This window comes from Acinetobacter lwoffii, from assembly GCF_024129595.1.
GTDB classification, from domain to species: Bacteria; Pseudomonadota; Gammaproteobacteria; order Pseudomonadales; family Moraxellaceae; genus Acinetobacter; species Acinetobacter lwoffii_O.
Window position 1 is genome coordinate 1 of record NZ_JAMXXS010000043.1, and the last position, 19,095, is coordinate 19,095.

The window sequence follows — 19,095 nt, forward strand, 5'->3', positions numbered from 1 at the left end:
TCCTGGTCGTTAAAGTGTTTGTTTGCACTCATATTTTAACTGTTAGGACTCAGGTTTTTTTATTTAAAGCAAACTATGGGACAGCAGTGCCTCATTGGGTGCTTTTTTATTAAGGTGATCCAGTCAGCGTCAACTTGATTTAGACCGTGCGGCGTTTGGTCACCATATTATAAATAAACAGAATAATCACAGCACCAATCACGGAAGCAATCAGACCTGCTGCGGAATCTGCCGAATATAGACCGAGCATACGACCACCAAAAGTCGCCAATAAGGAGCCGGCAATACCCAGCAAGGTGGTCATGATAAAACCTGCCTTGTCATTACCCGGGTGAATGGCACGTGCAATCAGACCTGCTACAAAACCAATGACGATCGCCACAATAATTGTCCACATATGCATACTCCTTCTTGTCATGTCTTTGTTTTCACATCTGTTTAATCATCTTGAAATAAAGTCAGGATTATAAAAAGTTGAATCCTGAAACGAGATGTTATTTTTTGTTCCCGGTTTCCTGTCCATTTTAGGCATAAAAAAAGTGGCTTATGCCACTTTTTTCAACCTGATTTTAAAGACCGATTTCACCAATAAATGGCAGGTGACGGTACTTCTGGTCATAGTCTAGGCCATAACCCACAATAAATTTATCTTCAACTTCAAAGCCCATAAATTCGACTTTCAGATCGATTTCACGACGCGATGGTTTACTTACCAAAGTACACAGTTGAATCGAGTTAGGTTCACGGGTTTGCAGGATTTCGAGTACCTTGCTTAAAGTGTTGCCTGAATCAATAATATCTTCAACCACCAACACATCTTTACCACGGATTTCACCGTCTAAATCTTTCAGGATTTTTACATCACGTGACGATACCGTGCCACCGCCATAACTGGACACAGTCATGAAATCCAGTTCATGCGGTTTTGAAATCACACGACATAAATCAGCCATAAAAATCACTGAACCACGTAATAAACCGATGAGCACAAGTTCTTTGTCACTATTGGCATAGTGTGCATTGATTTGAGCACCAAGCTCTTTGACTTTAGCTTGAATTTCTTCAGCGGAAATCATTACGCTCATTTGAACGGTCATGGGTAGATACCTAAAAAGTAAAAATAGCAAAATAAAAAAGGTGTTGACCTGCAACACCTGAATACGTCGCAATTTTAATACATCCCTAGCAGAGATGCACCTGTTTTGCTGGCTGTAAATGTAATCATTTTTTAGCCGCTGTTGAATCGCGTTTCAATAAAAAAACACAGCCCAGTGCCATTGCAGACAGGATCAAGTATTGGCGACGGCGGGATTTTTTCGGTTTATTCACTGGCTGCTGCTTTGACATAAACGGCTGCTCCATAGACATAGGTGGCTGCAATATTACGGTCATCGCCAAGCATGGTCAGTGCAAAAAATGCATCTTCAATATTTTTAGCTCTGCTCTGGCGTAACTGCTGTAAGGCAGTTGCATTGAGATTCAGCACCACAAAGTCGGCTTCTTTGCCAATATTAAAGTTCCCCAGGCGATCATCCAGACTCAAGGCTTTGGCACCGCCTAAAGTGGCATGATACAAGGCCTCAAAGGCGGAGAGTTTTTCGCCCTGTAACTGCTGCACCTTATAGGCTTCATTCAGGGTTTGCAGCTGATTAAATGATGTTCCTGCTCCAATGTCTGTGCCTAAGCCGACTTTGACCCCTTTGTCCCAAGTTTTTTTCAGGGGAAATAAGCCACTGCCAAGGAATAGATTTGAGGTCGGACAGAAGGCAATGGCGGAGTCGGTCTGATGCATACAATCCCATTCCTTATCTTCCAGATGCACACAATGTGCAAAGACGGACTTGCTCCCGGTTAAACCATAATGATGATACACATCCAGATAACCTTCACGTTCAGGAAAGAGTTCTTTGACCCAAGCAATTTCATTTTTATTTTCACTTAAATGGGTGTGCACATAGACATCCGGATATTCGGCTTTGAGCTGCCCGGCTTTTTGTAGTTGTTCAGGTGTTGAGGTCGGTGCAAAGCGTGGGGTAATCGCATACAGGTTCCGTCCCTGTCCATGCCACTTTTCAATCAGCGCTTTAGAGTCAATATAAGCCGTTTCTGCTGTATCCGTCAGCGCTTCCGGTGCATGACGATCCATCAGGACTTTACCTGCGATCAAACGCATATTGCGTGTGGTTGCGGCATTAAATAAAGCATCTACGGATTCAGGATGAACGGTACAAAAGACCAGGGCAGTGGTGGTGCCGTTTTTAAGCAATTCCTGCACAAAAAATTCGGCAATTTTTTCGCTATAGGATGCATCTTGAAACTGGATTTCAGTGGGGAATGTATAGGTATTTAACCATTCCAGCAGTTGTTCACCATAAGCCCCGACCATTTCCGTTTGCGGGAAATGAATATGGGTGTCGATAAATCCGGGAACAATCAGTTGATCTGGATAGTGTTGTAATTCAAGGTCGGTAGGAAGTCGTGACTGCCCTTCTTGCCAAGGACCAAACCACTGGATTTTACCTTCGTGAATGATGACTAAACCATCTTCTACATATCGCACTTGGTCGTGTATATCACGTGCTTGGGCAACTGTATTCTGAATATCGAGGAAGCGACCACGGATCGCTGTCGTTGCAATTACAGAAGACATTTTAAACCTACGCTTTTAATTTTTTCGATTGATTGTAGCTGAAAAAATTGCCATGTTTGTATGAACATTCATATTTAAATAGTGATCCAGATTCTTTTATGACCCCATCCAATTATCATGATCAATTTCAACAGATCGTGCGTGCGCAGCCGACCTTAATGCGCATCTTGCATCAGTTAGCACAATTGCACTCTGAAGCTTATGTCGCAGCGGGTGTGTTACGTCATGTGATCTGGGCGCATTTACATGACTGGGAATATGAAATGAATCATATTGAGGTCGATGTAATTTTCTATGACGAAAATAAGCAGGCTCGCGCTATAGAACAGCAACTTGCAGATCAGTTAAAAGACTATTTTCCAGATATCTGTTGGGATGTGACCAATCAAGCCTTTGTACATGAGTGGTATCGTACCGATCAAAATGAAAGTATTGAGCCTTTAACTTCAATTAGTCATGCGCTGTCATTATGGCCAGAAACTGTCACGGCCTTGGCACTGCGCCTGAAAGATGATGAGTTGGAGTTGATTGCCCCTTTCAGTTTAGCAGATTTATTTGAGTTAAAGCTGCGTTGGAATCCGAATTTAGTCAGTTATGCCGTGTTCGAACAACGCATGCTGAGCAAACAGTTTTTGCAAAAATGGCCCAAATTATCCCTGATAGAACAATAAAAAAAGCCTGCTGATGCAGGCTTTTTTGATGATTACTTTTTACAGGGTGGTTTCGTTATATTTCTTGCTATGACGAATCGACAAGATCGCGGTCACAGTCAGGACAATCACAATAAAGCTCAAAGAAATCCAGATCGGCATATGGAACACATCTAGCATCAACATCTTAAAGCCGATAAAGACCAGAATGATCCCGAGGCCATAAGGCAGATAATGCATTTTTGAGGCTGCGCCCGAGAGCAGGAAGAACATTGCGCGCAGGCCTAAAATCGCCATCAGGTTTGCAGTGAGGACAATGAAGGGATCGGTGGTGACGGCAAAAATAGCCGGAATAGAATCGACGGCAAAGATGACATCAGAGGCTTCAACCAGGATCAGGACCAGGAACAACGGCGTTGCCCAGAGCAAACCATTTTGACGGACAAAGAATTTGTCACCCTGAAGTTGCGGGGTAATACGCATATGTTTACGCAGCCATTTTAGAATCGCCATATCTTCAATATTGCTGTCTTCTTCATGCTGACCACGCAGGAATTTGAAGCCGGTATACACCAGGAACGCACCGAAGATATATAGAATCCAGGAGAATTCCTGCACGAACCACGCGCCAATAAAAATAAAGATGGTTCTGAGTACAATCGCACCCAGTACGCCATATAACAGCAGTTTACGTTGCAGTGCGGGTGGAATGGCAAAGGCCGCGAAGATCATCAGCCAGACAAAGACGTTATCAATCGCCAGGGATTTTTCCAGCAGATAACCGGCAAAGTATTCCATAACCTTAGCATTGGCAATTGCCGTGCCTGCGGTCTGCTCCAGATACAGCCATAAGCCGCCACCAAATAAAGTCGCGACACTGACCCAGGCAATACTCCAGTAGGCAGCAGTACGGACTTTAACTTCCTGACCATGCTGATGCTTAAAGCCGACAAAATCGATTATCAGCATGACTGCGACAATCGCGAAAAAGACGAGATACAGCCAGAGTGTACCAATGGTTTCCATGTGAATTCTCCACATCGGACAACTAGCCATAAAAAAACCTTGACCAGTTGCCAGATGAAAAACATCTATAACAACATGATCAAGGTCTTGCCTACATCTTACTGTTCCACTTTTTTATATAAAGTGTGACTTCAAGATGCTCAGATACCGACTTTTTGCAAAGTGTAATGACGATATTCTGACACGTTTAAAAATTGAAATTTCATTCTTAAACGCTTGGAGGAGGCTACTCCCCTTGTTCAAACTAAATTTTATTTGAGCGGTAGCTCAATGTGCAGCAAGCATGACAGATTTTTGCTAAGACTACAATTTAATTTACAAAAATCATGCTTCAAGGTGCTTTCTTACCTAAGAAATCCGGACGCTGAATCAGATATAAGCTGATCAGAAAACCTAGGCTAGCCAAGATGGCTCCTACCCAGCCAATACTATGTAATCCGATATGTGCCGTTACCAGACCGCCGAGTAAGGCACCGCCGCCAATCCCGACATTGTACAAACCTGAAAAAATCGCCATGGCGACATCAGTCGCATCGGAAGCCAGATTTAAGGTCTTGGCTTGTAGGGCCAGACTAAACCCAATAATGCTGATGCCCCAGATTAACGCTAGGCTATTGAGCTGAATTACACCCTGAGACAGGGGCAGCAATAACAGCAGCGAGATCCCTAGCCCGAGTGTAAATAGCGGAATGGTGAGTCGGGGAAAATGCGGTGCAAAGCGGCCAAATACATAAGACCCGATCAGGCCCGCACCGCCATAAATCAGCAATAAGCTGGTGGTCTGCGCAGAGCTGAATTGCGCAATATTCAGTGCAAAGGGTTCAATATAACTATAGGCGGTAAATTGTGCGCTAATCACAAGAACGGTAAGCACAAAAACCAGCATCAGGCTGGGACGTTTTAGCAAGCTTTTTAAGCTACTGAGTGATCCTGAATTGACACTTGGTAATAAAGGCAAGGTTTTGGCCAGCAGTACACACACCACACTCGCCACAACTGCGATCAAGGCAAAACTATTGCGCCAGCCATAGGCCTCCCCGATCATCCGGCCAAAGGGAATTCCCAGGACCATCGCCATGGCGGTACCGGTAGCCAATAAGCCCAGTGCCTGAAACTCTTTGCCCTTTGGCGCAACCCGCACGGCAAGCGACGCCGTAATTGACCAGAACAGCGCATGCGCCACGGCAATACCAATCCGGCTCAGCACCAGAATGCTAAAGCTCCAAGCAAAATAGGACAGCACATGACTGAAAATAAACACCGCAAATAAAATCATCAGCAGAAAGCGCCGTTCAATATTTTTGGTCAGTAACATCATTGGCAAAGAAAGCAGCGCCACAACCCAGGCATAAATTGTCAGCATCCACCCGACCTGGGTCGGTGACATGGCAAAACTGGTACCAATATCACTTAATAGCGCCACCGGGATAAATTCGGTGGTATTGAAAATAAAGGCAGCAGAGGCTAAAGCAATCACACAGACCCATTGACGTGTCACCGAGGAGGTGGAAGAAGAGCTGGACATACATATCTGATAAAAAGAACCGGCCGGCAGTTTAAACCTATTGAGCAAAATGCGGTATTGGTCAGAAGGACAGATTCACAATCCTTTAAAAGAAATCTAACAATAGAGCAGGGAAAAATATGTCAGTCTGGCTTAAAAACAAGGAGAGGATCGGCATGTTGATCGAGCATCAGCAACAGGGCACTGGAGGTTTATGGTTTGTAGAGCCAAATGAAAAACGTCTGGCAGAAATGAGTTATTCCAGAGTAAATGAAGATCAATTAGTGATTGAACACACCTGGGTCGATGACAGCCTACGCGGACAGCACGTCGGGTATTATCTGGTCGAGGCCGCTGTGAATTTTGCCCGTGAACACGGCATCAGGATTATTCCAAAATGCCCTTTTGCCAAATCCGTGTTCGAGCGAGAGCCTCGCTTTAATGATGTTTTATAATTTAAAAATGACAATAAAGGTTTAGATTCGTATGGAAATTAAATATCAAGATTCAAAACGTGGTGGTGTATTTTTTATGGAAGCTCAAGGACGCCGCCTGGCCGAGATCACTTATCAATGGCGGGGCGATGCAGTCATCATTGCCGATCATACCTGGGTCGATGATTCCTTGCGTGGCCAAGGTATTGCCCGGAAAATGCTAGATGTACTGGTCGATTTTGCCCGTGAAAAAAGTTTAACCATCATCCCGCAATGTTCCTATGTGGATGTCATGTTTAAACGTGACCGTAGTCTGGCAGATGTCGCGGCAACGACTATTTAACCATCCAAGGGGATTTCCCGAAAGATAAATGCAATCTTTCTTTCAAGGCAGGAATCAATATAACCTGTAACAGGGTATATAAACCGAAACCTGCCATCACCCCGGTCATCGCCCAGAAAATTTCTTCAAACTGTTGCAGCATCACTAAAATTGCCATAATCAGCAGGTAACTGGCATGAAAATAAATACGATGCCCAACAAATTTCAAGATCGTCCAGCTAATAAAAATTGAACTGATCAGCAGATTGGTTTGAGCGCTGAATTGCCAGTCATTTAAAGTGATGATCAGGATAAAACACACACATAACAAGGCGAGGGTTAAAATCAGATCTTTTAACATCAAGTGATCCTCATGTTCATGGTAGGTGTATGAAAAGATTCGTTTAATAATTTAGGCACTATTGTTAAAAGTTTAGTCCAGAAATGCAAACTGAAAACCGTGTAAGCAAAAACGGATATTTGCTTAAAAAATGGTCGACTTAATTTAAAATTATTGATTAAATTGTGGTTTTAATTCTTCCCTCTAGTGAGATGGCATGATGCTACAGCTTTGCTATGCCAGTGAACGCATAGAATCTGAACAAGAGTTGTTACAAGATTTGAGTGATATTTTGGCCACTGCCCGGAAGTTCAATCTTCAGCATCAGATTCATGGGGTGTTGTATTATTCCCATGGCAAATTTTTCCAGTGCCTTGAAGGTCAGGCTGAAGTAGTGGAAAGTTTATTTCAGAGCATTTGTCGGGATCCCCGCCATCACAATATCTTGCGTTTTGCAGATGCGATGGTAGAGCATTCCCATTTCTCGGAATGGTCAATGAAATATGTGCATAAACACAGTGAAATTTCTTCTTTATTTTCACGTTTAGGTTTGAAGCAATTTGATCCACATGCCTTGCAGCAGTCAGGAATTGCCGAATTCCTCAAAGTACTGTATCGCCTGGAAGAAAATCAGGCCAGTCTGGCATCGCCAAAAGGCTATAAGCAGCGTGGTTATGTCCCCTATTTCTAATCTGATGGATCAAAGCTGAAAATAAAAAAGTCCGCCATGCGGACTTTTTTATCTGACTTACATTAGCTCATGTCAATCATGACTTTTAAGGCCTTTTCATCAGAGGCATGTTTAAAGACATCATAGGCTTTTTCAAAATCGGCAAATTTAAAATGATGGGTCGCCAGTTTTTCTAGGGGCAATTTGCCGGAACAGCAGGTTTTCAGCAGCATCCCTGTGGTATTGGCATTCACCAGACCGGTAGTAATGGTCAGGTTTTTAATCCACAGTTTGTTCAGTTCAAAACTCACCGGTTTACCATGTACGCCGACGTTGGCAATATGCCCGCCCTCTTTCACGACATGCTGGCAAATATTCCAGGTAGGCTCCACCCCCACTGCTTCAATGGCACAGTCGACCCCGCGTCCATCGGTAATCTCTAAAATCTTTTGAATGGCATCTTCTTTGGCAGAGTTGATGGTATGTGTTGCGCCGACAGTCTTGGCAAATTCCAGTCGGTTATCATCCATATCTACCATAATAATATTGGCGGGTGAATAAAACTGTGCGGTGAGCAGACAACTCATACCGATTGGCCCTGCCCCGACAATCGCGACATTGTCGCCTGGTTTGACATCGCCATATTGCACCCCAATTTCATGTGAAGTTGGCAGGATATCTGAGAGGAATACGGCCACATCTTGATTCAGGCCATCGGGTAAATGATAGAGTGAGGTATCGGCAAAGGGCGTGCGTACATATTCGGCATGGGTGCCATCAATCATATAACCCATGATCCAGCCGCCTTCATTGCGACAATGGGCATAGAGCTGTTTCTGGCAGTTTTCACAGGTTCCGCAGCGGCTGACACAGGAAATAATCACCCGGTCGCCCTTTTTAAAATTTTGCACGGCGGAACCAACTTCTTCCACAATGCCAATACCTTCGTGACCTAAAATACGTCCCTTAAAGCTGCCCTCTTTACGCGTAGCCTCCTGCTCAATTTCCGGGTTTTTACCTTTCCAGATACCCAAGTCGGTACCGCAGATGGTAACTTTTTCCAGTTTAATGATGGCATCGCTGGGATGCAAAATGGTGGGAACTGGGCGGTCTTCAAAGCGGATATCATTTGCGCCGTAATAGACCATCGCTTTCATCGTTGTCATGACACATCTCCTAATGGAATGAGGAATGAGAATGACCTGACTCAGCGAGAATAATGAACGCCTCGATTGCTTTTATATAGTGACAGCGATGGGCTGATTTATGATCTGGCTTTCAGGCCTATAGATACCTGTGTTCTTCTCGATTGTGCCTTGAGTGATATGGCGCTGCAATGAGTCTTGTGTACAGATTGCAACAAAAGATCATCAGGGAGGGTTCAGAGATAAATCTGCTATTTGGGTCAATATTTAAATCATAGGATTGCAGGATCAGAACAACGGTTCACTTTTTCTCAATCAACGTTTTAATATGCTAAAAAAAGCCCGCTAGGCGGGCTTCTTCACTTCACTTAAATCTGTTTTATGCTTGTAAAACAGTAATCAGCTTCTGATGCAAACCACCAAAACCACCATTCGACATAATTACTACGGCATCGCCCTCGCCTGCCTCTGCTACCACGGTCTGAATGATGTCATCCAGTGTGCGTGCAACTTTGGCCTTGTTTGGCGCAGCCTCAATGACCGGTTGCAGATCCCAGTCCAGTCCTTCCGGTTGATACCAGATCACTTCATCGGCCAGACGTGCTGAATGAGCCAAGCCATCTTTATGACTGCCCATGCGCATGGTATTGGAACGTGGTTCAATAATTGCCCAGAGTTTGCGTTCCCCTAGACGTTTGCGCGCACCTTCTAAGGTCGTATCAATCGCCGTCGGATGATGGGCGAAATCATCATAAACCTCGATACCACGGACTGTGCCTAACAGTTCCATACGGCGTTTCACCCCACCAAAATTCGATAGTGCTTCACAGGCAGTTTCAATCGATACGCCGACATGTTCAGCGGCAGCAATCGTGGCCAAGGCATTGGCCACCGAATGCTGTCCAGTCATATTCCATTGTACTTCGCCTTTGACCACGCCCTGTTGCAGCACTTTGAAATGTGAACCATCTGCTGATAACTGTTCTGCATAAAATTCAGATTTTTCGTTGGCATCCAGACTGGTGCGCACTACAGGCGTCCAGCAGCCCTGCTCCAGCACTTCATCAATATTGCTCTCAGTAATCGGCGCGATAATCCGGCCTTCACTTGGAATGGTACGAACTAAATGATGGAACTGCTTTTGAATTGCCGCCAAATCATCAAAGATATCGGCATGGTCAAATTCCAGGTTATTTAAAATTGCGGTTTTTGGATGGTAATGCACGAACTTGGAACGCTTGTCGAAGAAAGCAGAATCGTATTCATCAGCTTCTACACAGAAATATTTCCCGCCACCGAGACGCGCACTTTCTGAAAAACCCAACGGCACACCGCCAATCAGGAAGCCCGGCTCTAGACCCGCTTGATCCAGTACCCAGGCCAGCATCGTGGTGGTCGTGGTTTTACCATGTGTTCCGGCGACACCCAGCACGTGTTTACCTTGCAGAACATGATCAGCCAGGAACTGCGGACCTGAAATATAAGGCAAACCTGCATTCAGCATATATTCGACTGCATCAATACCACGCTTCATAGCATTACCGACAATGACCAGATCCGGATGAGGCTGCAAATGGCTGCGGTCATAACCCTGCATTAAAGTAATGCCCGCATTTTCAAGTTGGGTCGACATGGGTGGATACACATTCAGGTCTGAACCTGTTACCTGGTGGCCCAGATCGCGTGCAAGTAGCGCTAACGAGCCCATAAAGGTGCCACAAATACCCAAAATATGCAGATGCATCTACTTTACTCCGTTCCTGTCTGACCCATCACTTTATATTGGTGCTGTTGTCATGATTTATTCAATTTGCAAGCAACGATAGCAAGGCTTTAGCTGAAAAGATAGTGAAAATTCTGGCCTTGTTGTGGGATTTTTTAAATCCTGTTTCACGGGTAAATTCAAAGAAAATTTCAAAGTGATGCAATATCTTTTCGCCAAATAAACCGTAAAATAAGTCCGACCTTTTTGCAGAGTGCATGCAAATGCTGCCGGCTTTATTTCTTCTGGTAATTGCCAACTGTTTTATGACCCTGGCCTGGTATGGGCATTTAAAATTTTTGCCGCATGATGCACCGCTCTGGCAAGCGATTTTGTTCAGCTGGGCCATTGCCCTGTTTGAATATAGTCTGATGATTCCAGCGACCAAATTACTGGCGCAGCAAGGCCTGGCAGTCGGTCAAATGAAAATCACCCAGGAAGTCGTGACCTTACTAGTCTTTGTTCCTTTTATGATTTTTATGTTTAAACAGCCCTTTAAACTGGATTATCTCTGGGCTGCTTTATGTCTGTGTGGATGTGTCTATTTTGTATTCCGCAGTTCCTGAATGGCTGCAAGTGTGACTACTACCCTATTTTTATTCCAGTTTTTGAAAATTCGATAAAAAAACAAGAAAAATCGAGCCTTGCTTTGACCGTTAAATTTTATGAAGCTGAATTTTCAGTCTATAATACGCACTCCTATTCAAGCTTGGCTCTCTCGTCGAGATTTATCTTTTCTCACTTTAATCTCTGGAAAATTTGCAATGAATGCGGCTGCTGCACAAGATACTCCTCTCGTAGGTATTATCATGGGTTCTCAATCAGATTGGGCAACTCTCGAACACACTGCCAATATGCTCAAGCAGCTTGGTGTCCCATTTGAAGCCGAAGTTGTTTCTGCACATCGTACTCCAGACCGCCTGTTTGAATATGCTGAGCAAGCGCGTGATCGTGGTATTCAGGTGATTATTGCTGGTGCAGGTGGTGCAGCGCATTTACCGGGTATGTGTGCGGCGAAAACTGATCTTCCAGTTTTGGGTGTACCTGTGAAATCTTCGATTTTAAACGGTATTGATTCATTGCTGTCTATTGTGCAAATGCCAGCTGGGATTGCGGTTGGTACCTTGGCGATTGGTCCTGCCGGTGCCACCAATGCTGCCATTATGGCCGCGCAAATTCTGGGTTTGACCCGTCCAGAAATCGCAAAAAATGTTGCAGATTTCCGTGCAGCGCAAACAGATAAAGTAGCAAGCAACAATATTCCAGGCCAGGCTTAAGTCGAGACACAGATTATGGATAAAACCATCGGTATTTTTGGTGGCGGTCAGCTGGGTCGTATGATGGCGCAAGCGGCACTTCCATTAAATATTCAATGTACATTTTTTGAAGCCAGCACAGACTGCCCTTCTGCTGCTTTGGGCCCGGTGATTTCGAGCCAGCCTGAAAATGGTCTGCAAGACTTTATTAATAGTGCAGATGTATTTAGTTTGGAGTTTGAAAACACGCCCCTTGCAGATGTTGATGTACTCACACAAAGCAAGCAACTGCATCCGCCACGTCAAGCTTTAGCGATTGCCCAGCATCGTTTGTCTGAAAAAGCCTTGTTTGATGAACTGGCTATTCCGGTTGCACCGTACAAAGCGGTCACTTCACTGGAAAGCTTAGAGGCTGCTGTAGCTGAACTGGGTTTGCCGATCGTACTGAAAACTTCACGTGGCGGTTATGATGGCAAAGGCCAATTCGTTTTACGTTCGGCCGATCAGATTGATCAGGCTTGGACAGAATTGGGCCCTGCGGGTGAACTGATTGCTGAAAGTTTCGTGACTTTCTCGCGTGAAGTCTCGATCATTGCAGTGCGTGGTCAGAATGGCGATGTCAAAACCTGGCCTTTGGCAGAAAACCATCATCATAACGGGATCCTGTCGCACTCGATTGTGCCTGCACCGAACAGCGCAGATTTGCAACCTGTGGCGCAAGATTACATCACTCGTCTGCTGAATCACTTGAACTATGTCGGTGTCCTAACCCTTGAGCTGTTTGTGACAGACAAAGGCTTATATGCCAACGAGATGGCACCACGCGTGCACAACTCGGGGCACTGGTCGATTGAAGGCGCCGTATGTTCGCAATTTGAGAATCATGTACGTGCGGTGGCTGGTTTGCCTTTAGGTTCAACTGAAGTGATCCGTCCAACTGTCTTGGTGAACATCATTGGTCAGCATCCAAAATCTGCAGATGTTCTGGCTCTGGAAGGTGCGCATTTGCATCTCTACAACAAGTCAGAGCGCGAAGGCCGTAAGATTGGTCACATCACCTTGATGCCAAATGACAGCGCGCAATTGTCTGTGCTTTGCCGCCAACTGGCGAAAATTTTACCGAATCCATTGGCATTGAGCGAAGATATGACCATCTAGGCTTTAACTTGCTGATAAAAAAAGCGATCACTTCGGTGATCGCTTTTTTATTTGTCTGCTTTCAGGCATGATTGCGCCTCTTTAAAAATGCCTGCCATTGGTCGGATCAGTTTTTAAATCAATTGCTTATAAACTGATCAATTGAGTATAAATATAACAATTCAATAAAACCTTTTTTACAGCTGAATTTTGCCATATTCACTTGTAGATAAGCCTGAAATCAGAGTTTGAATTTAAAACTGGAAAGTGGTTTTGAATTTAAATTCATAAAACAAATTCAAATTTAAATCGGGCTTTGAATTTAAACTTGCGCTTTTAAATTCAAAAATATGAATTCAAATTTAAAACTGGATAAATGAATTCAAAGTTTCTGAATTTAAAAATATTAGCCCATTATTCAAATGAATTTAAAATGAAAACTAGTGTAATTAGAGCATGTTGATGATCGTGACTCGCTTTTCCTGAAACAAGTTATCCCCAGTAATTTTTAAATTCAAAACTGATTGCAAGTGTTTTGAATTTGAATTTAAAAATCCCGCTGATTTGAATTTAAATCAGGCTTGTGGATAACTCATGTTTAAATTTAAAGATTACAAAATGAATTTAAAAGTGTAGGAATTATGAATTTAAATTTACGCATTGGCGCTTTAATTTTCATCATGAGCTGCTAAGGTAGAAACATAATTCAAAATCTAAATACTCAAGGGTCTTATGCAACGGCTTGCACTTTTTATTGGTTCTGTGGTCTTGGCTGCTTCACAGGCACAGGCTGAACTTATTATTAATGGTCAACGTGTCACGCCGACTGATTTGACCTCTAGTTCAAATATCCCGAATTATGCCTCCCAAAATAATTTTCAAAACTGTCTCGCCAATTTGCGCAGTCAAGCTGTTGCTAGAGGTGTAAGCGGCAGTACCTATGATCGTTATACCCAAAACTTAAGCCCTGATTATTCAGTGATTGAACGCCTGAATTACCAGCCTGAATTTTCTACCCCGATTTGGGATTATCTGTCTGGTTTGGTGGATGAAGAGCGGGTTCAGCTCGGCCGGCAAAAATTACAGCAACATCGTGAGGTGCTCAATCGTGTTGCTGCCACCTATGGTGTACCTGCAGAAACGGTAGTTGCGGTCTGGGGTGTCGAAAGTAATTTTGGTGATATTTCTGGGAAATATCCTTTATTACAGGCTTTAGGAACTTTGAGCTGTGAAGGTCGTCGCCAGAGTTATTTCCGTGGTGAGTTTTTTACTACCATGAAACTGTTACAGCGTGGCGATGTACGTGAAGAACAATTAAAGGGTTCTTGGGCAGGCGCATTTGGTCATACCCAGTTTATGCCATCGACTTATGATGAACTTGCAGTTGATTTTGATGGTGATGGCCGACGTGATCTAGTTTCAAGTATTCCGGATGCACTGGCATCGACCGCTAACTTTTTAAGCAAGCGTGGCTGGCAGAGCGGACAACCTTGGGGCTTTGAAGTCAAGATCCCTCAAGGCATGTCGGTTTCCGGTGAAGGTCGTCGCAATAAAAAATCCTTGAGTAGTTGGATCAATCAAGGGGTGGTGCGTGCCGACGGTTCGCCTTTAATTCAAGGAAATTTATCACAATCCTCTCAAGCCGGATTACTTGCGCCTGTGGGGCCGAATGGCCCGGTGTTCCTGGTCTTTAAAAACTTTGATGCCATTTATAGCTATAACACGGCAGAAAGTTATGCCTTAGCGATTGCACATTTATCCGATCGCCTGCAAGGTAAAGGTAGCTTTACGGCCACATGGCCTACTGATGATCCGGGAACTTCTCGTGCAGAACGTCGTGAGATCCAGCAATTTTTATTGAATCGAGGTTATGACATTGGTGCGGTGGATGGCCTGATTGGAGATAAAACCCGGCAGGCGATTCGTCAGGAACAGCAGCGTTTAGGCTTAAGTCCGACAGGTCGTGCCGGTCAGCAGATTTTGCGGGCCTTTAGAAATGAAAATGCCAAACGCATGATGCAATAAAAATATTGAAAACGAAAAAAAGGTCTGCATTCATGTAGACCTTTTTTAATGACTATCTTTCCAATAACTATATAGTCATGGAAATAATATTGTTTAGGATGGCTTAGACTGCAGTAATGGTACCGAGGACGCGATATCCAGCAGCACCAGTGACTGCTGGCAAATTACCATTTAGCTGGTTCATAAAACGCATGGCCAGCCAGGCAAAGGCCGTGGCTTCTACCCAGGTCGGGCTTAAGCCCAGATCGGCGGTAGTTTGTACGCTCCATTCATGTTTGCGCAGGCGCCAGCGCAGCTGCTCCAATAAATGTGAGTTATAGGCACCGCCCCCGCAAACAAAAACCTGTCCGGTATCCATGCCGGAGCGGTAAATGGCTTTTTTAATGGCGCGGGTGGTGAGCTTTAATAAAGTCGCCTGTACATTTTCCGGAGTATCTTCCAGTTCATCGTATTGCAGGTCATTGCGCCAGTCAGCAATCTGTTCATCCAGCCATTCCAGGTTGAAATCTTCACGACCAGTACTTTTCGGAGGTTCTTTGGAGAAGAATTCGTGTGACTGCAAGCGATCGAGTAAACTGCGAATCGGGGTGCCATAGGCTGCCCAGTTACCATTTTCATCAAAAGGCTGGCCAGTATAACGGGAACACCAAGCATCCATCAGGATATTGGCCGGTCCGGTATCAAAACCATAAACCTCTTCAGGCTTGCCGGCAGGTAGCAGGCTGACATTGGCAATACCGCCCAGATTTAAAATTACCCGGTGAATGCTGTCATGCTGGAAAATATCCTGATGAAATGCCGGAACTAAAGGTGCTCCCTGACCACCTGCCGCCAGATCACGACGACGGAAATCTGAAATCACCGGAATCTGGGTAATTTCAGTAATGATGTTCGGGTCACCAATTTGCAGGGTGAAGCCATGTTCAGGACGATGCCGGATAGTCTGGCCATGCGAGCCAATCGCCTTAATTCTGGATTTATCGAGGTTATTTTTTTCAATCAGCGCATTAATACCATGACCAATCATTTGTGCCAGTGCAACATCAGCCTTGCCCATGCGGTCAATTTCATTGTCATCCGGCAAAGTCAGTGCCATCAGCTCATCCCGAAGGTCAGGATCAAATGCCAAAGTGAGTGTGGCATGAAGCTGGAGTGGATCAAAAGAAGCAGCAACAATATCGACACCATCCATGCTCGTGCCGGTCATTACCCCAATATAGATCGCTGTCATGGTTATTCTTAAGCCTGCAATATGCTGAAAAAGTGTTAGTATATCGCACAAATTGAGTAACTGATGTATTGGATTTTGTGATGTCAAATTTCCTGCCGGCTGAAGAACAACTTGCCCTCATTCAACGAGGCACCCACGAAATTATTTCTGAAGAAGACCTTCTCAAGAAATTAAAATTGAATCGTCCATTAAAAATTAAAGCGGGTTTTGACCCGACTGCACCTGATTTGCACTTGGGCCACACGGTTCTCATTAATAAGTTAAAAGTATTCCAAGACTTGGGTCATGAAGTATTGTTCTTGATTGGTGACTATACTGCGATGATCGGTGATCCAACTGGTAAGAGCGCAACACGTCCACCATTGTCACGTGAACAGGTTTTAGAGAACGCTAAAACATATCAAGAACAAGTGTTTAAGATTCTTGATCCAAACAAAACCAAAGTAGTGTTCAATTCGGAGTGGTTTGCACAAAAAACTGCGGCTGATCTAATTCAATTGGCATCACAGCAGACGGTTGCGCGTATGCTCGAGCGTGATGACTTCACCAAGCGTTATAATAACCAGCAGCCAATTGCGATTCATGAATTTTTGTACCCATTGGTACAAGGCTATGACTCTGTTGCGCTGGAAGCAGATGTTGAATTGGGTGGTACAGATCAAACCTTTAACTTGTTGATGGGTCGTACCTTACAAGGTCGTTATAACCAAGAAGCACAAGTATGTATCACAGTGCCAATCCTTGAGGGTTTAGATGGCGTCAACAAGATGTCTAAATCTTTAGGTAACTATATTGGTGTATTTGATGCGCCGGGCGCGATGTACCAGAAAGTGCTTTCAATGCCGGATGCATTGATTGAGCGTTATTTTGATCTGCTGAGCTTCAAAACCATTGAAGAAATTCAGCAACTATTAAAAGAAGTGGCAGAAGGCCGTAACCCGCAAGAAGTCAAAAAGATTCTTGCGTTAGAGCTGGTTGAGCGTTTCCATGGTGTAGAAGCGGCTGCCAATGCCCATAAAGGTGCGGGTAATATCATTACTGAGGGTGAGTTACCTGAAGGTACGCCAGAAGTCACTATTTCGCGTGGCGAGTTTGGTGGTGAAATCTTTATTACCTCGATTTTACGTGAGGCAGGCTTAACCAAAAACGCAGCCCAAGCTAAGGATGCATTAGGCCGTGGCGCAGTGAAAGTGGATTGGCAGACTGTAGATACAACGTATTCTGTGAAAGAAAACGTAACTTTGATTGTTCAGGCCAGCAAAAAAGCAATTGCGAAAGTCACTTTTGTTGACTAAAAAACGGATAAGTTATTGAAATAAAAGCAGGCTTTGGTCTGCTTTTTTTATTGATGTTCTATATTTAAAAATCAAATAAGTAAAGTCAAAAAAAACCCTATGAAAACAAGAGTTAATTTTTCCCAAATCACTTGCTTTTCATCTTTATTATGTATAGGATTTATTCATCTAGAGAATTCGTTTAGAGCATCTAGAGGGTAGTAAAAATAATAGTACTCCACAACTGAGAAAGTCTCTTTTTCAAGAGGCTCTTTTTAAAAGCTTTAAAGCGAATAACTATAATAATGACATAATGGATCGGGTAAAGATTCAATTCTAAGGAGGAGATTTTGGGAGAGATCTCTTCCTTTTTTATTTATTCTGATTGCGTAATCAAGATATAAATCTGCATGTCTACTCTTCTCATTGAGCAACTAAACTTAAAATTAATCAACAAATCGAACTTAAGTGAATGGCCTCTAAGGGTAAGTTCATTTCAATTGACTCCAAAAGAAAAGTGCAAAACATAAAAAATTAAAGCAGAGGTGATTGAATGTATCGCTTTCCAACAGAAGATATTTTTGATGAACAAATCGATTGCATATTACGGTTCTTATTTGAATACCAGCCGGTCGAACAAAAACAGCAACTCTATGGATCTGTCTATACTTTATTTATGCAGCTTGATCTGGCCGCACATTACTTTTTATTTTCTCTGATAGAAGAGCAGTTACCGCGACGCGCGAAATTATTCTTTATTGCCGAGGATTATCGGGGCAAGAAAGACATGATTGTAGAAGTCATGCAACACTGGCGTGGACAGCAACAGCAGGAAAAAGTCGCTTAATGCAAAATAACAGACTTTATCTTCTATATATAAGTGATCTAAGCATGGTTTTGGGATTCGAAAACTAAAAATGAATACCTCTTTTATATAGCAGCCTAAGAATAGGCTTTTATAAAAGCTTTTTACGTAAAAAATAACTCATCAATTGAGGAGTCTAGGATTTAGATCGGTTTGTTGGGCGAGATAGGATGATTTTGGTTTTCTTTTGACGACCTAATTTAAATAAAAGACAAGATTTCAAAGTCAACAGGCTAAAAATACTGTTTTAAATATTATTGTGATAGTTTTTAGGTCTAAATGAATTTTCAGTTATAAAAATAAAATGAAGTGTTTAGTGGGTTTGTTGCATAAAAACGCTTAAAAATTAGATAAAAAAGCGATTTTTTAGTAATTTTTGTAGAAAAAAAAGACATACGTGAAAAATATAGTGAATTGGGGGTTGCAATGATTCTGAAATCCTCTAGAATGCACCCATACCGACGAGATAGACGGAAACGAACGAAGCAGAATGGCGGAGTTGTTGAGTTTATCGAAGTCCAGCTTCTAGCACTGACGAGGTGTTAGAAAGATCATTAAGAGATTATGAAGAACAACTTGTGTGGATTTTTACTGGTTGATCGATCGAAATTATTTTCATTGATTGATGGTAGAAATTACTCGAAGTTTATTTGAGAAATATTTGTCAGAAAATTGATGAGCCAAGATTGGTAGCCTTTAAGCTACTACTGATTTTAAACTGAAGAGTTTGATCATGGCTCAGATTGAACGCTGGCGGCAGGCTTAACACATGCAAGTCGAGCGGGGGAAGTTGCTTCGGTAACT

The 19,095-nt window shown here is 43.4% G+C and carries 20 protein-coding genes and 1 rRNA gene; 11 read left to right on the forward strand and 10 right to left on the reverse strand.

The annotated features are described in order from the left end of the window. Window positions 1-139 precede the first annotated feature (139 nt). The 4 genes from NI466_RS14015 to guaD form a co-directional block, all read right to left on the reverse strand. Window positions 140-397, reverse strand: a complete 258-nt coding sequence (locus tag NI466_RS14015) for a GlsB/YeaQ/YmgE family stress response membrane protein (RefSeq protein ID WP_004281926.1) — start codon at window positions 395-397, stop codon at window positions 140-142. A gap of 172 nt (window positions 398-569) precedes the next feature. Beyond that, window positions 570-1,097, reverse strand: coding sequence for a hypoxanthine phosphoribosyltransferase (hpt, locus tag NI466_RS14020; protein WP_004647133.1), 528 nt, complete (start codon window positions 1,095-1,097; stop codon window positions 570-572). A gap of 124 nt (window positions 1,098-1,221) precedes the next feature. After that, on the reverse strand, window positions 1,222-1,347 hold the full coding sequence (locus NI466_RS15950; RefSeq protein ID WP_004647134.1) for a hypothetical protein: 126 nt from the start codon (window positions 1,345-1,347) through the stop codon (window positions 1,222-1,224). Continuing rightward, the gene (gene guaD / locus NI466_RS14025; protein ID WP_180039081.1) at window positions 1,322-2,650 is read right to left on the reverse strand and encodes a guanine deaminase; all 1,329 of its coding nucleotides are present in this window, start codon (window positions 2,648-2,650) and stop codon (window positions 1,322-1,324) included. The genes NI466_RS15950 and guaD overlap by 26 nt, the downstream gene beginning before the upstream one ends. A 98-nt stretch (window positions 2,651-2,748) precedes the next feature. Between guaD and NI466_RS14030 the strand changes: the two genes are divergently transcribed. After that, a complete protein-coding gene (locus NI466_RS14030) occupies window positions 2,749-3,321 on the forward strand; it encodes a nucleotidyltransferase family protein (protein WP_253173876.1) in 573 nt (190 codons plus the stop codon). Between the two features lie 39 nt (window positions 3,322-3,360). Here NI466_RS14030 and NI466_RS14035 read toward each other — a convergent pair whose 3' ends face one another. Next, complete coding sequence (locus tag NI466_RS14035; protein WP_004728997.1) at window positions 3,361-4,326, reverse strand: TerC family protein; 966 nt, start codon at window positions 4,324-4,326, stop codon at window positions 3,361-3,363. A 331-nt stretch (window positions 4,327-4,657) separates the two neighbouring features. Then, window positions 4,658-5,851: a sugar transporter gene (locus NI466_RS14040; RefSeq protein WP_253173877.1), complete on the reverse strand. Its 1,194-nt coding sequence runs from the start codon at window positions 5,849-5,851 to the stop codon at window positions 4,658-4,660. Between the two features lie 155 nt (window positions 5,852-6,006). On the opposite strand from NI466_RS14040, the gene NI466_RS14045 reads away from it, so the two are divergent. Together NI466_RS14045 and NI466_RS14050 are read left to right on the forward strand one after the other, a co-directional pair. Continuing rightward, complete coding sequence (locus NI466_RS14045) at window positions 6,007-6,285, forward strand: GNAT family N-acetyltransferase (RefSeq protein ID WP_253173878.1); 279 nt, start codon at window positions 6,007-6,009, stop codon at window positions 6,283-6,285. A gap of 31 nt (window positions 6,286-6,316) precedes the next feature. Then, window positions 6,317-6,607 carry a GNAT family N-acetyltransferase gene (locus NI466_RS14050; protein ID WP_191112714.1) on the forward strand — a complete coding sequence of 97 codons (291 nt, stop codon included), beginning with the start codon at window positions 6,317-6,319 and terminating at the stop codon, window positions 6,605-6,607. Here the strand turns inward: NI466_RS14050 and NI466_RS14055 are convergent. After that, the gene (locus tag NI466_RS14055) at window positions 6,600-6,947 is read right to left on the reverse strand and encodes a hypothetical protein (protein WP_004647142.1); all 348 of its coding nucleotides are present in this window, start codon (window positions 6,945-6,947) and stop codon (window positions 6,600-6,602) included. The two genes, NI466_RS14050 and NI466_RS14055, sit on opposite strands and share 8 nt — an antisense overlap. 196 nt (window positions 6,948-7,143) lie before the next feature. On the opposite strand from NI466_RS14055, the gene NI466_RS14060 reads away from it, so the two are divergent. Next, window positions 7,144-7,617, forward strand: coding sequence for a BLUF domain-containing protein (locus tag NI466_RS14060; protein WP_004281912.1), 474 nt, complete (start codon window positions 7,144-7,146; stop codon window positions 7,615-7,617). Window positions 7,618-7,679: 62 nt separating this feature from the next. Here the strand turns inward: NI466_RS14060 and NI466_RS14065 are convergent, their stop codons facing one another. After that, window positions 7,680-8,762: a zinc-dependent alcohol dehydrogenase family protein gene (locus NI466_RS14065; protein ID WP_253173879.1), complete on the reverse strand. Its 1,083-nt coding sequence runs from the start codon at window positions 8,760-8,762 to the stop codon at window positions 7,680-7,682. A gap of 358 nt (window positions 8,763-9,120) precedes the next feature. Beyond that, on the reverse strand, window positions 9,121-10,485 hold the full coding sequence (gene mpl / locus NI466_RS14070; RefSeq protein ID WP_253173880.1) for a UDP-N-acetylmuramate:L-alanyl-gamma-D-glutamyl-meso-diaminopimelate ligase: 1,365 nt from the start codon (window positions 10,483-10,485) through the stop codon (window positions 9,121-9,123). A 242-nt stretch (window positions 10,486-10,727) separates the two neighbouring features. Between mpl and NI466_RS14075 the strand changes: the two genes are divergently transcribed. The 4 genes from NI466_RS14075 to NI466_RS14090 all read left to right on the forward strand — a co-directional run bounded on the left by NI466_RS14075 (window position 10,728) and on the right by NI466_RS14090 (window position 14,921). Next, window positions 10,728-11,069 carry a DMT family protein gene (locus NI466_RS14075; protein WP_004647146.1) on the forward strand — a complete coding sequence of 114 codons (342 nt, stop codon included), beginning with the start codon at window positions 10,728-10,730 and terminating at the stop codon, window positions 11,067-11,069. Window positions 11,070-11,267: 198 nt separating this feature from the next. Further along, window positions 11,268-11,780, forward strand: coding sequence for a 5-(carboxyamino)imidazole ribonucleotide mutase (gene purE / locus NI466_RS14080; RefSeq protein WP_005104916.1), 513 nt, complete (start codon window positions 11,268-11,270; stop codon window positions 11,778-11,780). Between the two features lie 15 nt (window positions 11,781-11,795). Next, window positions 11,796-12,917, forward strand: coding sequence for a 5-(carboxyamino)imidazole ribonucleotide synthase (locus NI466_RS14085; protein ID WP_253173881.1), 1,122 nt, complete (start codon window positions 11,796-11,798; stop codon window positions 12,915-12,917). A 711-nt stretch (window positions 12,918-13,628) separates the two neighbouring features. After that, window positions 13,629-14,921: a lytic murein transglycosylase gene (locus NI466_RS14090; RefSeq protein WP_253173882.1), complete on the forward strand. Its 1,293-nt coding sequence runs from the start codon at window positions 13,629-13,631 to the stop codon at window positions 14,919-14,921. A gap of 103 nt (window positions 14,922-15,024) precedes the next feature. Here the strand turns inward: NI466_RS14090 and NI466_RS14095 are convergent, their stop codons facing one another. After that, window positions 15,025-16,152 (reverse strand): anhydro-N-acetylmuramic acid kinase, encoded by a 1,128-nt coding sequence (locus tag NI466_RS14095; RefSeq protein ID WP_005094877.1) that lies wholly within the window; start codon window positions 16,150-16,152, stop codon window positions 15,025-15,027. An 80-nt stretch (window positions 16,153-16,232) separates the two neighbouring features. On the opposite strand from NI466_RS14095, the gene tyrS reads away from it, so the two are divergent. From tyrS to NI466_RS14110, 3 genes are all read left to right on the forward strand, one after another. Continuing rightward, window positions 16,233-17,447, forward strand: coding sequence for a tyrosine--tRNA ligase (gene tyrS, locus NI466_RS14100; RefSeq protein WP_253173883.1), 1,215 nt, complete (start codon window positions 16,233-16,235; stop codon window positions 17,445-17,447). Between the two features lie 532 nt (window positions 17,448-17,979). Beyond that, complete coding sequence (locus NI466_RS14105; RefSeq protein WP_253173884.1) at window positions 17,980-18,273, forward strand: hypothetical protein; 294 nt, start codon at window positions 17,980-17,982, stop codon at window positions 18,271-18,273. A gap of 733 nt (window positions 18,274-19,006) precedes the next feature. After that, window positions 19,007-19,095, forward strand: a 16S ribosomal RNA gene (locus NI466_RS14110); the annotation flags it as partial.